Annotated in this window: 14 protein-coding genes; 5 read left to right on the top strand and 9 right to left on the bottom strand. The window is 71.4% G+C overall.

The features are described 5' to 3' along the window. Positions 1-87: 87 nt before the first annotated feature. The gene (gene mads6, locus JOL79_RS12065) at positions 88-1,509 is read right to left on the bottom strand and encodes a methylation-associated defense system protein kinase MAD6 (RefSeq protein WP_210155844.1); all 1,422 of its coding nucleotides are present in this window, start codon (positions 1,507-1,509) and stop codon (positions 88-90) included. A 313-nt stretch (positions 1,510-1,822) separates the two neighbouring features. Between mads6 and JOL79_RS12060 the strand changes: the two genes are divergently transcribed. Next, complete coding sequence (locus JOL79_RS12060) at positions 1,823-2,860, top strand: NAD-dependent epimerase/dehydratase family protein (protein ID WP_307848494.1); 1,038 nt, start codon at positions 1,823-1,825, stop codon at positions 2,858-2,860. A gap of 28 nt (positions 2,861-2,888) precedes the next feature. Here the strand turns inward: JOL79_RS12060 and JOL79_RS12055 are convergent, their stop codons facing one another. Then, positions 2,889-3,470: a hypothetical protein gene (locus tag JOL79_RS12055; RefSeq protein WP_210155842.1), complete on the bottom strand. Its 582-nt coding sequence runs from the start codon at positions 3,468-3,470 to the stop codon at positions 2,889-2,891. After that, a complete protein-coding gene (locus JOL79_RS12050; protein WP_210155841.1) occupies positions 3,467-5,197 on the bottom strand; it encodes a PHP domain-containing protein in 1,731 nt (576 codons plus the stop codon). The genes JOL79_RS12055 and JOL79_RS12050 overlap by 4 nt, the downstream gene beginning before the upstream one ends. A 607-nt stretch (positions 5,198-5,804) precedes the next feature. Between JOL79_RS12050 and JOL79_RS12045 the strand changes: the two genes are divergently transcribed. Next, positions 5,805-5,996 carry a hypothetical protein gene (locus tag JOL79_RS12045; RefSeq protein WP_210155840.1) on the top strand — a complete coding sequence of 64 codons (192 nt, stop codon included), beginning with the start codon at positions 5,805-5,807 and terminating at the stop codon, positions 5,994-5,996. A gap of 151 nt (positions 5,997-6,147) precedes the next feature. Here the strand turns inward: JOL79_RS12045 and JOL79_RS12040 are convergent, their stop codons facing one another. Beyond that, complete coding sequence (locus tag JOL79_RS12040) at positions 6,148-6,573, bottom strand: ATP-binding protein (protein WP_210155839.1); 426 nt, start codon at positions 6,571-6,573, stop codon at positions 6,148-6,150. A gap of 31 nt (positions 6,574-6,604) precedes the next feature. Continuing rightward, entirely contained in the window at positions 6,605-7,051 is a 447-nt protein-coding gene (locus tag JOL79_RS12035) for an STAS domain-containing protein (protein WP_230984641.1), read from the bottom strand. A gap of 223 nt (positions 7,052-7,274) precedes the next feature. On the opposite strand from JOL79_RS12035, the gene JOL79_RS12030 reads away from it, so the two are divergent. Continuing rightward, positions 7,275-8,468, top strand: coding sequence for a carboxylate-amine ligase (locus JOL79_RS12030; RefSeq protein ID WP_210155837.1), 1,194 nt, complete (start codon positions 7,275-7,277; stop codon positions 8,466-8,468). A gap of 162 nt (positions 8,469-8,630) precedes the next feature. Here JOL79_RS12030 and JOL79_RS12025 read toward each other — a convergent pair whose 3' ends face one another. Both JOL79_RS12025 and JOL79_RS12020 read right to left on the bottom strand, forming a co-directional pair. Beyond that, positions 8,631-9,008 (bottom strand): STAS domain-containing protein, encoded by a 378-nt coding sequence (locus JOL79_RS12025; protein WP_210155836.1) that lies wholly within the window; start codon positions 9,006-9,008, stop codon positions 8,631-8,633. A gap of 203 nt (positions 9,009-9,211) precedes the next feature. Further along, positions 9,212-9,685 carry an ester cyclase gene (locus JOL79_RS12020; protein WP_210155835.1) on the bottom strand — a complete coding sequence of 158 codons (474 nt, stop codon included), beginning with the start codon at positions 9,683-9,685 and terminating at the stop codon, positions 9,212-9,214. A 384-nt stretch (positions 9,686-10,069) separates the two neighbouring features. Between JOL79_RS12020 and JOL79_RS12015 the strand changes: the two genes are divergently transcribed. Continuing rightward, positions 10,070-10,564 (top strand): hypothetical protein, encoded by a 495-nt coding sequence (locus JOL79_RS12015; RefSeq protein WP_210155834.1) that lies wholly within the window; start codon positions 10,070-10,072, stop codon positions 10,562-10,564. 44 nt (positions 10,565-10,608) lie between these two features. On the opposite strand, the gene JOL79_RS12010 is transcribed toward JOL79_RS12015, so the two are convergent. Then, the gene (locus tag JOL79_RS12010; RefSeq protein WP_307848493.1) at positions 10,609-11,334 is read right to left on the bottom strand and encodes a class I SAM-dependent methyltransferase; all 726 of its coding nucleotides are present in this window, start codon (positions 11,332-11,334) and stop codon (positions 10,609-10,611) included. A 128-nt stretch (positions 11,335-11,462) separates the two neighbouring features. On the opposite strand from JOL79_RS12010, the gene JOL79_RS12005 reads away from it, so the two are divergent. After that, positions 11,463-12,176, top strand: coding sequence for a ferritin-like domain-containing protein (locus JOL79_RS12005; protein WP_230984640.1), 714 nt, complete (start codon positions 11,463-11,465; stop codon positions 12,174-12,176). Between the two features lie 27 nt (positions 12,177-12,203). Here JOL79_RS12005 and JOL79_RS12000 read toward each other — a convergent pair whose 3' ends face one another. After that, the gene (locus tag JOL79_RS12000) at positions 12,204-12,890 is read right to left on the bottom strand and encodes an SAM-dependent methyltransferase (RefSeq protein WP_210155833.1); all 687 of its coding nucleotides are present in this window, start codon (positions 12,888-12,890) and stop codon (positions 12,204-12,206) included. Positions 12,891-13,137 lie beyond the last annotated feature (247 nt).

Genomic DNA, 13,137 nt, shown 5'->3' with positions numbered 1-13,137 from the left:
ACCGCCGCCCCACCGCACCACCGCACCACCGGGGGGCCGCGCCACCGCACCACCGGGCAGACCGCTCCGCCGGGGCCGCCCCGCCGTTCAGTCGCGGGGCGTACGGCGGAGCGGGCTCCGCAGCCGCAGCGCGTCCCGGAGCCGCCGCAGCGTCCCCTCGCGCTCGCGGGGCTCGGCGTGCCGCGCCTCATGCAGCTCGACCAGGGCAGAGGCGGCGTCGGGACGCTTGGCGGGCGTGGGGTCGCGCATCCGCCGTACGAGGTCCATGACCTCCGGCGAGACGCCGCCCGCCCCCGGCTCGGCGTCCGCCCCGGGCACCGGCAGCTCACCGGTCAGGAGCTGGAACGCGATGACGCCCGCCGAGTAGACATCAGAGGCGGGCGACATGCGGTCGGGCCTGGCCCGGCACTCTGGGGAGACGTAATGGACGTCGAGGATGTTGGGCAGCTCGTTGGCCACCGTGTGCTTGCGCGGCCCCGGCTTGGCGTAGTCGAAGCCGGTCAGCATGGCGTGCCCGTTGTCCGCGACCAGCACGCAGGCGGGGGTGAGCGCCCGGTGGATCACGTTGTTGGCGTGGACGTGCGCGAGCCCGGCGAGCATGTCCTCCAGCACGTCGAGCTTGGCGTCGGTGCTCAGCGGGCGTCCGGTCAGGTGGAGGTGCAGGGCCTGCCCGTGGACGTCGTCGAGCACCAGGACGAACCGGCTCTCGTCGTCGATGGCGAAGAAGTCGCGCGAGCGTACGACGCACGGGTGCGGCGGGATCTTGGCGAGCGACTGGTAGGCGTTGGCGATCCGCCGCTGCTCGGCCACCCGGCGCTGCTGCTCGGCCATGGGGTCGGCCCGGTAGACGCGCAGCAGCACGGTCTCGCTCGTCGGAGCCGTCGCGTTGACCGCGCGATATTCGGTGACCCGGCTGTCGCCGCCGAGTTGCTCCTCGACCTCCCAGTTGCCGAAGCGCGGCGGGGCGGTCGAGCGGCGGACGGTGCCGTTGAGCGCCTCCAGAATCGCCGTCCGGTACGGCCCGGCGTCCCTGCTGCACCCGTGCCGCACCCGGGACACGTCGCTGAGCATGCCGATCAGCCCGGGGATGGTGGTGACGTGCCGCGCGTCCCGGCCGCCGGGGTCCACGAGGACCGCTCCGGGCGCGGTGAGCACCACGACGTTGTCGACATACAGACGCTCCAGCTCGCGGTGCTCATCGATGAGCAGGCCCTTCAGTGCCCGGGCCGTGCCGCGGAGCTTGGCCACCGGTGATCCGAACGCCTCGCGGTGCTGCGGGAACCAGCGGGTGCCCACGACCTCGAACCGGCCCCGGGCCCCCTTCACGTCGATGACGATCAGGGAGTGACCGGTGAGCACGACGACGTCGACCTCGAACAGGTCGGCCCCGCGCGGCACCTCGATGTTGTGGAGGAGCAGCCAGTCGTCGGGCGCGTTGTCCCTGAGATGGGCGATGACCCGTCGTTCGGCGTCATTGACGGGGCGTCCGCCACCGACGATCTGAGCCATCTCCCCTGTTCCGCCTCTCTGACCAGAATGAGCTACTTATCCTCCTAGGTATCGGTATTCCCGCGCCACCACTGAATTTCCCGTCTATGGCCAAAGGGAAATCTGGGGTCACAGGCTCGGGGGGCTGCGGCGGGGCCATCGGACGGCCATCGGCCCGGCGGAAACCCCGCCCGCGCCGCTCTTCTGGGCCGCGGCCGCCCGGACGGTCCGCCGGGCGGCGGAGCCCGACTGGCCCCGCTCCGCGGGTCGCCGGTGCCCGATATGTAGTTTGCTGGGCGATTTGCCGGGAATCGCGTGGATTATGCGAGTCGTCGTGCTGGGTGCCAGCGGAAACGTCGGGACGAGCGTGCTGGCGGCGCTCGAGTCCGAACCGGGCGTGAGCTCGATCGTCGGGGTGGCACGCCGGATGCCCGAGCGGCGGCCGGGGAAGACCGAGTGGCTGACCGCCGACGTCAGCCGCAGCGACCTCGGTGAGATCTTCTCCGGCGCCGACGCCGTCGTGCATCTCGCGTGGTTGTTCCAGCCAACCCACGATGCCGTCGCGACCTGGAACACCAATGTGATCGGCAGCATCCGGGTCTTCCGGGCCGCCGCTCGGGCGGGCGTGTCCGTCCTGGTCCACGCCTCGTCCGTGGGCGCCTACTCGCCAGGCCCCAAGGACCGGCCGGTCGACGAGGGCTGGCCGACGCACGGCTGGCCCAACGCCGCCTACTCGCGGGAGAAGTCCTACGTCGAACGGGTACTCGACACCTTCGAGCGGGATCACCCCGGCATCCGTACGGTCCGCATGCGACCCGGCTTCATCTTCAAGGCGGAGGCGGCCACCGAGCAGCGGCGGTTGTTCGGTGGCCCGCTCCTGTCGAAACGGGTCATCCGGCCGGGCACGATCCCGATGGTCCCGGACATGCCGGGCCTGCGGTTCCAGGCGGTGCACGCGGCCGACGCGGCGGAGGCCTTCCGGCTGGCGCTGATCAAGCCGGTGGCCGGCGCGTTCAACCTGGCCGCGGACCCGGTCATCGACGCGGCCGTGCTGTCTGACGTGCTGCAGGCCAGGCGCGTGTCGGTGCCGCCCGCGCTCCTGCGGACGGCCGTGGCCGCCGGATGGCACCTGCGGCTGATCCCGGCTCCTCCCGGCCTGCTGGAACTGCTCCTGCGGACCCCGATCATGGATGTCACCCGGGCGCGCGAGGAGCTCGGCTGGCAGCCGCGGCGCAGCGGGATCGACGCCCTGCGCGAGGCGCTTGAGGGCATGCGCCGCGGCGCCAGCGGGGGCACGCCACCGCTGGCGCCCGACGAGGGGGTCGGAGGCCGCATCAGAGACCTGGTCCGCGGGATCGGCACGCGTCCCTGAGAGCCCGCCTGGAACGCGCGGGACGGCCTCAGGCGTGGTCGGCGCAGCAGGGGGTGGGGTCGGGCACCTCCGCGGGCACCAGCAGGCCGCCCGCGGCCGGCATGGTGAGCAGGGTCATCACGGTGTCGCGCCAGACCGGGCGGACGTGATCTCTCGTGTCCACCGCCGCGCCGGGAGCAGGCGGATCCGGCTGTGCCAGGACCAGCACCCGCTCGACGGCCGACCGCGCCAGCAGGTCGCCGACGGTCAAGGTGCCCACGAGGGCGCTCCGGCCGGGGAACAGCGCGATCCGGCCCGACGTCCGTCCCGCGTGCTCCGCCGCGGCCAGCGCGGCTCCCTCGGAGTCCGGGCCGGTACGGGCGTCCGCGAGCGCGGCCGACACCCCGGCGGGGAGTGCGGTGGTGAGCGTGGTGGTGAGTGTGATGGTGAGCCCGGCGAGATCGACCGGCCCGGGGACGGCGACCGAGCACGCGACGTGGGGCGTGCCGGTGCGGACGAAGTGGGTGCAGCCGATCACGTCGTCCGGCAGGCCGAGCGCCTCCACCACGGCGTGGAGAAGGTGCTCGGCCTCGGGGACCGTACGCGATCCGGCGTCGACGCCGAGGATCATCGGCGGGGCAGGATCCAGATCGGGTTGCTGTAGAACCACAGGTCCTTCCACGGGTCGGCGTCGCCGAAGACGTCGATCTGCGGGCCGTGCGGGTCGACCGACGCGCCCATCAGGCCGGGAGCGGTCCGGTTGCCGTCCGTGCCGCGCAGGCGGACGTAGACCGGCCGGTCGACGGCGCCCAGCTTGTAGGTGAAGCTCACGGTGCCGGAGTTCTTGCCCACCTCGAACGACTGGACGACCTTGGTCGCCGGGGTCGTGAAGGCGTCCTTGTCGGAGACCGGGCCGGTGACGTCGCCCTGGATCACGTCGACGCGGGCCAGGGTGGGCACGAACTGCGCCCAGTTGGGCCGGTTGGCCAGCGTGATCTCGATGCTCACCTCGACCTGGGCGCCCCTGCGGACCTGGAGCGTGTCGCCCAGGGTCACCCCGGGCTGGCCGGCCGCGCGGGCCCGGACGACCAGGCCGCTGATCAGGCCGCCGTGGTCGACCCAGATCCGCCCGTGCCGCAGGCCGTCCATCACGGCGCCGTAGGAGAATCCGGTGGATCCGACGTGGGTGCGGCTGTAGAAGCCGGGCCAGAAGTCTCCGTTGGAGAGGTTGGCGACGCCCGCGTAGACCGGGTCGTTGTACCGGCCGTTGGCGTCGAAGTCGCTGCCCGGGCCGCGGTCGCTGGTGTCCATGAAGACCGTGTGCGAGTCGGAGTTGGCGGTGATCCACCACGCCTTGCCCTCGGCCAGGAGGCTGTCCCACAGGCCGCCGACGGTCGAGGTCATCCAGTCGAAGCCGCCGAATGTCTTGTAGCTCTCCGGCGGGTAGCCGGGGAAGGAGTCGGCGCCGGGGCTGTTGTCGTAGTAGCCGCGGCCGCTGCCGGGGCCGTTCGGCTTGGCGATGCCGGCCGCCTGGTGGCCGGGCGCGCCCTCCATGCCGACCGCGATCGTGGGCTGCGCGTCGCGCCAGCCGCGGATCTCGTGCGGGGAGTCGATGCCCTTGCGGGCGGGGTGGTTGGCGAAGAACAGCGCGTCGTCCACCCGGCGCCGGCGCACGGCGTCGGCCAGGAAGTTCAGCCCGGCGATGGCGAGCGCCTCGTTCTGCGGGGTGCTCGCGCCCGCGCCCTTGACCGAGCCGTCGAAGGAGTTCTCGAACTCCTTGAGCGTGGCGACCTCGTTGCGGCCGGGGGCGACGAACACGGTGCCGTGCTCGGCGGCCGGGATGTTCCACTCCAGGCCCTGGAAGACCAGGGTGTCCTTGATCGCGGCGCGGGCGGCGACGATGTCGGGGTTGACCTTCTCCACGCCGATCTTCGCGTGCGCCACGCTGCCGTGGTCGGTGATGACCATCCAGTCCAGGCCGTACGCGTTGGCGTGCCGCACGTGGTCGATCACGCGGTACATGCCGTCGCTGCTGTGCTGGGTGTGGATGTGGTGGTCACCGGCCAGCCAGAGGTAGCCGTCCCTCGGCTCGCGTTCGCCGCCGTGGTCGACGTGGTGGCGCGCGGCGTCGGAGTCGGCGGCGGCCACTCCGGGGGCGCCCATCACCCCCGCGGCGGTGAGGCCGGCGCCGAGCAGCCCGGCCCGCCGGAACATCTGGCGGCGCGACAACTGGGCCGGGGAGAGCTCCTCGTCCGCGACCGACATGTCGACGACCGGCGCCATCTCGCTCTGGTCGAGCGACTCGCCCTGGTGATGATCGTGGGGATGGGGGTGCGGGTGTCCGTGGCCCTGAGTCATGCTGGTAGCCCTTCATCCGGCCGGAGAGATCGTTCCGGCACGGACGCACCTTGGCGAGGCGGACTGAACCGCGTATGAATTCCAGGGGCCGGGAGAAGGTCGGCTCTCTGTACGGCTCGTCTTCCGTACGGCTCGTCATATGGAGTGGCTGCATATGGAGTGACTACATATGGGGTGGCTGCTCGCCCGCCCCCGGTGACGGGCGGTGTTCGCGGGTGCTTCCGGCACTTCGGTGCCGTGATGACAGTCCGTGTACGACGGGCTCAGAAAAATCGCGGCGTGTCGCGTGGCGTGCCAAATTTCCGGAAAGGGCACCGGACAAATCAGACAGAGAATCGCCTATTGGTGGACATATGCGGTCCAAAGTGCATAGCGACCCGTGATGCCGCCGTCACTCTTCGTAGGTGAAGCCGAATGCCGCTCGCATTCGTTGCGTCGCGGTGTGTCACCTGTGACCATGCATTCAACGGGTCCGGAGGACCTTCCCACCGGGCCGGAGCGGCGCAGGCTGATCGGAGAGCGATCGGACGCGGCGCACCGGCGGCGGAGGGGGCGCGGCGATCCGGCCCGGGAACAGCTGTCTGGAACATATGGGGAGGGGGACACGATGACTACTACCATCCGGCCCCGCGGAAGCGGGGGACGCCGTCAGGGGGAGCGCTTTCAGGACCCGGAGTTCGGTTCGTGGGTCGGAGAGGTGGCGAGAGCGGTCCGGGACGTCGTCGACAGCACCCCCCGGACCATCCGCCTCTGCGTCCTGATCGCGGTGGCAGCCGCGTCGTGGGCGTACCTCAAGTAGCGATGGAGAGCGATTGAGGACGTCCCTGGTCGCGGACCCAGGTTATGCCGAGGGGCTGGTCTGATCGGCCCGATTTACGGGATCGGGACGATAACAAGGGCCAACTCCAATGCACGGCCTGGGTCCGCGCGGGGAGGGCCGGGCCGGGGTCTCAGGGTCCCGGGTCGGGATCGGGATCGGGGTCCACGCCGGAGCCGGCCAGCCGCATGGACAGGCGGACCAGCGACCCGCCCCGTGCCTGCTCGATGCTGACGGTGTCGCAGAGCTCGCCCATCAGCCACAGGCCGTATCCGCGGTCCGCGCGCGCCGTGGGCCGGTCGGCGGGCAGGGCGCTCGGCTGGAGGACGCCGACGTTGTCCGTCACCTCGACGGCCAGCGCGTCGTCGTCGTGGGAGATGGCGAGCACGCCGGTGCCGCCGCCGTGTTCGAGCACGTTGATGGCGGCCTCGTTGGCGGCGATGACGAGATCGTCCAGGCGTGCGCCGCTCAGCCCGGCCCGCCGCGCGTAGGTCTGCACGTGCTCGCGCAGCGTGGCGAGGTCATCCGTGATCGGCCACTGCCGGTGGTGATCCACCACCTGTCCTCCTCGACCTGTCCGTCCTCCGCGATCATCCGCGCCCGTCGTGTCGTTCGCCCGGGTCACCCCCGTACCGATCCGTTCCGTCCGACGACGACCGGGGTCGCGTCGCGCCGAGGGCGGCCCCGAAGGTCGGCGCGACGGTGAACGCGCGGACGAGGCCGGTGACCGTGAAGATCCTGGTCAGCCGGGCGTTCAGCTCGGCGAGTACCAGTTCCGTGCCCTGCTGCTCCAGCCGTGTGCGTGCCTTGAGCAGCACCCGGAGCCCCGTGGAGTCGCAGAAGTCGAGACCGCTCATGTCGAGGATCAGCGTCCGGCATCCGCGGTCGGCGGCGGCACGCAGGTCGGCACCGAAGCGGTCGGCGTTGGTGAAGTCCAGAGAACCGGCCAACGCGACGGCGACCAGGTCGCCGGGCGGTTCGCCGGGCACCTCGGCCGGAGACAGTACGACGGCGTCGGTCACGGTTCCCCTCGTCAAGGGCCGAAAATGACCGCCCCATCCTACCGGCATCGGGGTCGTCTCCATCGAGCGGCCCGAACGTGGCCTGGAGTGATCCCTGGGCCCGGCGTGCGCCCTGGGAAAGGTGATTCCTTGACCGTCGCCAAGGGTCCGGCAAGAAAGGGCATGCGCGGTTTTTGTCCACTGCCTCGGGGGACCGACCTGGTGATTTCCCGAAGGAGATGTGGATGAAAGACCGCTCATGCATGACGTGACACGGGAAGCGCGAGGGGCCGATCGGCTGGCGGTCCTGGTCGCGCCCCGGTCGTCCCGCGTCTCCACGGCGCCGCTCACCATCGGGGTCGAGGAGGAGTTCCTGCTCATCGACCCGGTCAGCGGGCGCGTGGTCCCGGCCGCGGAGGAGGTGCTCCGCCGCGTGCCCGACCGGGTGGCCCCCCGTCTCGTCCACGAGCTGACCCGGTTTCAACTCGAGACCAACAGTGCCGTCCACACCGACCTGCGGGCGCTGCTCGGCGACCTGCTGGAGACCCGTACGGCGCTGGCCGCGGCGGCCCGGGCGGTCGGCGTGGGGGTGGCCGCCTCCGGCACGGCCCTGCTCGGCAACCCCGGCATACCCCCGCTGACGGTCTGCCCCCGCTATCTGGCCATGGCGCGGGAGTTCCGCGGCCTGCTCCAGGGCCAGGGCGTGTGCGGCTGCCACGTGCACGTGGGAGTGCCCGACCGGGAGGAGGCGCTCCAGGTCAGCAACCACGCCCGGCCCTGGCTCTCCGTGCTGCAGTCGCTGGCCGGCAACTCGCCCTTCGCCGACGGCGTCGACACCGGATACGCCAGCTGGCGGTCGGTCGTACTCGGACGGTGGCCCAGCGCGGAGCCCCCGCCGTACTTCCGTTCGCTGGGACACTACGAGCGGCTCGTCGACGCGATGCTGGCGAGCGGCGCGCTGATGGACCGCGGGATGATCTACTGGTACGTCCGGCTCTCCGATCACGTGCCGACGGTCGAGTTCCGTACGGCCGACACCTGCGCCACGGCGGAGGAGACCGTGACGATCGCCGGTCTGGTCCGCGCCCTGGTGGCGACCGCGCTGCGGGACCTCCGGGCGGGGATCCCGGCTCCGGCCGTGGACGACTGCCTGCTCCGGGCGGCCTACTGGCGGGCAGCCAGGGACGGCGTGGAGGGCGCTGGGCTCGACCTGTTCTCCGGCCGGTTGATGCCCGCGTGGCGCCTGGTCGGGCGGCTGGTCAACCACGTGCGCGCCGCCCTGGAGGACAGCGGCGACTGGCGGCCGGTGACGGAGAGCCTGCGCCGGCTCCGCCGTATCGGGTCGGGCGCGGCCCGGCAGCGGGCCGCCTACCTGCGGCGCGTCCATCTGCCCGACGTCGCCGACCTGCTTGTCCGGCAGACCGAGGACCTGTCCTGCCCGTCGTTCCCCTGACCCGGCCCGGCCGCCGGCGGCCCGCCGTGACGCCGTGTGACGCCGTGTGACGCTGTGTGATACCGCGTGACAACGGCCCCCGTCCTCCTCCCGATCGGGGAGGGGACGGGGGCCGCAGGCGTGCGCAGGCTTGGTACGGGGAGGTGGTTCTCCCCGGGGGCCTCAGACCATCGAGACGTCCTGAGGGCTGGCGAGCAGCAGGGCCGCCTCGGACTCCACAGGTGTGGCGTCGATCACGAAGACGTCCGTCAAACGGGTCGCGTCGAGCACGACGGATAGCACGCCGTGCACGCCGGCGAGGCGCATCGCGCCGCCGGTGAACATCGTCGCGTCCCTGGCGTCGAGCAGGGCCTCCAGGCCCGAGGAGTCGCAGAATCCCAGTTCGGACGTGTCGATCACGATTCGGGTACGTCCTTGAAGAAGGAGATCCCTGATCGCGTCGCGGAAGAGGTCTCCGGTCGCGATGTCGAGCTCCCCGGTCACGGTCACGATGGTGACCGGCCGGTGGTCACTGACGGCAATCTCAAGCTGCATCGTCATATACGCGCCTTCATCCTTTTCGGGCGTACTGTCCTGAACGACGCTACCCGGCGGAATGTCAGGTCCCAGTAATGCCAGCCGGTCAATGCCGCGCTCGTCCGGCGGCCAATGCCATCGCGGCCACCGGAAACGGCAAATAGGTAAAGATGGGCGACATCTACCGATCTTTCCGGATGAGCGATGATCCGGCGCCGGTCGCCGCCTCAGACCCGGTTCTCGGCCGGGTCCCCGTCCGGGTCCCCGTCCAGGTCCTCGTCGAAGCAGAGGGAGCCGCCGAGTTGCGCGGCCAGCTCGGCCTGGTCGTAGTAGATCCGGTGGCTGCTGATCAGCCCGTCCTGCACCTGGGACAGGCAGCACGCCCGGACGATGATCCGGCGCCCGCTGGGTTGGAGCAGCCCTCCGCCCGGGATCAGGTAGGGGCCCATGTGGGTGCCGCTGATCGTGTATTCCGAGACCAGGATGTCGCCGGTCTCCACCAGCGTCTGCACGGTGACCCGGGTGTCGGGGAACGCCTCGATGAACTGGGCGTAGTAGGAGGCGGTCTCCTCCCGTCCGTCCCCGATGCCGTCGGGGGCCACCAGTATGGCCCCCGGGGCGAAGCATCTCGCCAGCGCGTCGAGGTCGTGGTGGTTGTAGGCCTTCCGGAGGTTGTCCAGGGCGAGGAGAAGGTCGGACATGGGGAGCGGCCCCTTCTGGAAGCGAGCACCGCGAGGGGGGTAGCCGCGATCCGGGGCCGATCGGCGCACCCCGGCAACTCCCGACCATAGCGCAGCTTGATGATCTTGCAGGTGCCCGGCCCGCCGGGTCTCGCCGGCGAGATGTTCTTCGTGTCCTCGAGGCCGAGCCGAACCGGCTCACCTGGGGTGAGGGAGGCCGAGGACGCCTATCGCTGTTCTGTGTCGTTGTGCACGTTCGGGCTGTTGTGTGGATTTGTGCGCAGAACGGCGGAGCGGGTCTTCCTAGTGTGATCGTCGTCCGGAGCGGACGGCACCGTCAAACGCCCCGGACGACAGGTCGGCCCGTGGGGGCCGAGTGGTTTCACACGAAGGAAGTTCACCCTCATGCGCAAGCTCAGCAGCGTTCTCGCCGGTACGGTCCTCGCCGGCGCCCTGGCGGCCGGCGCCGCGGCGGCCCCGGCCCAGGCGGCCACCGCGAGCGCCACGAGCACCGCGAGCGCGGCGTCGGCGTCGTCCGCGCAGTCCGCGCAGTCCGCGCAGTACGTCAAGCACTGGTTCTCCGGCTACTCCTCCTTCGGGCGGGGCGAGTCCCGTGGGGAGCGGTCGTTCTACAAGGGCTACTGGTACTTCTCCGGCGGCCGCTACTACTTCGACATCACGGCCTGGGACCGTGACCGCGACGGCCAGTCGACCTACGTGGACTTCTGGTACCACGACGACCGGGGCTGGCACCTGGGTCACCGCTTCACCACCCGCGGCACGGGCGAGTGGCGCTTCTCCTACGGCCGGGGCGGCGGCTTCGACGGCTTCCGCGTCCACCTCGGCGAAGGCACCACCCGCGACCTCGACTGGGGCTCCTACTACCGCCACTCCTTCTGACCTGTCCGCCCACGCCGTCCGGCCCGCCTGAGCCGGGCGGCGGGTCAGGGGCGGGTGGCGGCGAGCATGGCCGTCTTCGCGTGCGGGCCGCCGTACCAGAAGCGCCAGCCGAGGTCGCGCACCTCGATGTCCACCGCCCCGCACTCGCGGAGCACCTCGGCGTAGTCGCGGGCGTGGCGGAAGTCGGCGACGCGCAGCCGGCCCCCCGGCCGCAGCACGCGGTACGCCTCACGCACGGCTGTCGCCCGGTCGGCGGCGTCCGGGATGTTGTGGATGGCGAGGCTCGACACGATGAGGTCGAAGGACGCGTCCGGGAACGGCAGCGCCCGCATGTCGCCGGTTTCCAGCTCCACGCGGTCGGCGACGCCCTCGGCCCGGGCGTTCGCCCGGGTGGCCTCCTGGCTGTTGCCCGACTGGTCGCCGGTCCACAGGTCGAGACCGGTGACCCTGCCGTCCGGCAGCCGCGCCGCGGCCTTGAGCAGGACGAGTCCCCGCCCACAGCCGAGATCGAGGACGTGCTCGTCGCCCCGGAGGCCGAGCCTGTCCAGTTCGCCGTCCCACACCCGGAACTTCCCGCGCAGAGTGGTGTGAGCGTAGATCACGGCGCTGACCGCCAGCACCGCTCCGCCGATGAGAAGGACGACCGCCGGGATGGGCCAGCCGACCGCGAACAGCACGAACGCCAGGGCGATCTCGGCGACGCCGCCGGCCGCCATTCCGGCGAGCACCGCGGGGGCGTCCACACCGTATTTCCCACGCTGAACCGACACGCTCAGTTTCTACCGGCTCGGGCCTCCTCGCGTACAGCGAGAACCCGGATCGCCGTCGCGAGCACGGCGACGAACCTTCACAAACCAACCCACCGAATCTGCATATCGAATCCGTAGATTCGCCGGTCATGAGGACCGACACCGGTGAGTTCACCAGATGGATCCGCGACTTCCAGGCTGCGTCGCTGCTGCGCGAGATGTGGGGCGATCCCGACTGGAGCGAGGGTGCGCGCCTCGCCCCCGAGCTGGTCCGCAGCCTCCAGCGCTTCCAGACGGGTGAGAACGGCGACGGTCGCGCGCTGATCGGCAAGGCCGACAGGGCGGGAGACCCCGATTACGCGGAGGCGATCCGCCTCTTCGTGGCCGAGGAGCGCAACCACGCCCGGCTGCTGGCCCGCCTGCTGGAGGCCGCCGGGGCGCCGACGATCCCGGGGCACTGGACCGACGCCGTGTTCGTACGCGTGAGGCGGTCGCTCGGGCTGCGCACCGAACTGATGGTGCTGATGCTCGCCGAGGTCGTCGCGCTCCGCTACTACCGCGCCCTGTCGGAGGGCTGCGCCGATCTCCTCACTGCCGAGGTGGGCGGCAGGATCCTCGCCGACGAGCTGCGGCACGTGCCGTTCCACTGCGAACGGTTGCGCCGGGGCTTCCGCGCGTCCCCGTCGCCGGTGCGGATGCTGGCCGCGGCCGGCTGGTGGGCGCTGCTCGCGGGCGCGGTGACCGTGGTCGTGCTCGACCACGGTCAGGCGCTGCGTCACCTCGGCGTCTCCCGGGCCGCCTTCGTCCGTGACGTCCTGACCGGCTTCCGCGGCATCGTCGCGGACGTCATGGGCGCCGCCTGATCCGTCTTCCCCCTCCCCTTCACGGCCTCAGCGGCGCCGGAGCATGACGGCGTTGTCGGTACGGGTGAAGGGCAGGCCGTCCGGGCCCTGCTGCGTCCGCTCGTACTCCTCCTGGAGCACCACCTCCCACTCGCCGCCGAGGTCGAGATCGAGGTCGCTCAGGACCTCGTCCGCCGAGGGAAGCCGCAGGGAGGCGTGGTCGTGGTTCCACGGCGCAGGATGGGCGTGGCCCACGATCAGCAGGACCCCGCCGGGGGCGACGGCCGCCGCCGCGGTGCGCAGGACCTTCTCCCTGGGCAGGCCGTGCTCGGAGTGCAGGAACTGGGCGGAGACGAGGTCGAAGACCCCGTCGGGGAAGGACGTGCCGAGATCGAGGCGCTGCCAGTCGACGAGGTCCGCCACGCCCGCCGTACGGGCCTCGCGCGCCGCCCGCTCAAGCGCCACCGCCGAGATGTCGACGGCGGTGACCCGCCAGCCCCTCCCGGCCAGCCAGATGGCGTCGGCCCCCTCGCCGCAGCCCAGGTCGAGGGCCCGTCCGGGGGTCAGGCCGGACACCTCCCGCACCAGGATCATGTTGGGATTCCCACTCCAGATCCGGTCGCTCTGGGCATAACGGGCGTCCCAGAACTCCTCGCCGGTCAGGTGCTCCGCGTCCGGGCCGCCGCCGGCGGCGTGATGGTGGTGATCATGCGGAGGTGTGTGCTGGTTCTCCATGCGTGAGATGGTGCGCCTCGCCGGGCCGCCTGACAAACCTTCTTGCGAAGACGGCAAATTGACGCCATGTCCCCCGCAGCCTCACCGGCCTGCGGGCGTAACCGCAGGGCGAGCGCATGCACATCCGCGCCCGTCCCTCGGACGGGCCGGTGGGGTGATGAAGGTTTCACCACGGCGATCCCCGGGCCGTGCGGACGGGCTCGGGTAAGCGCAGATCGGGCCCGGTGCGGCGGGCGGAGGCACCGCG

This window comes from Microbispora oryzae, assembly GCF_017896165.1.
GTDB lineage: Bacteria > Actinomycetota > Actinomycetes > Streptosporangiales > Streptosporangiaceae > Microbispora > Microbispora oryzae.
Note: the sequence above shows the minus strand (reverse complement) of the source record. Positions and strands in the feature narration are given on the sequence as shown.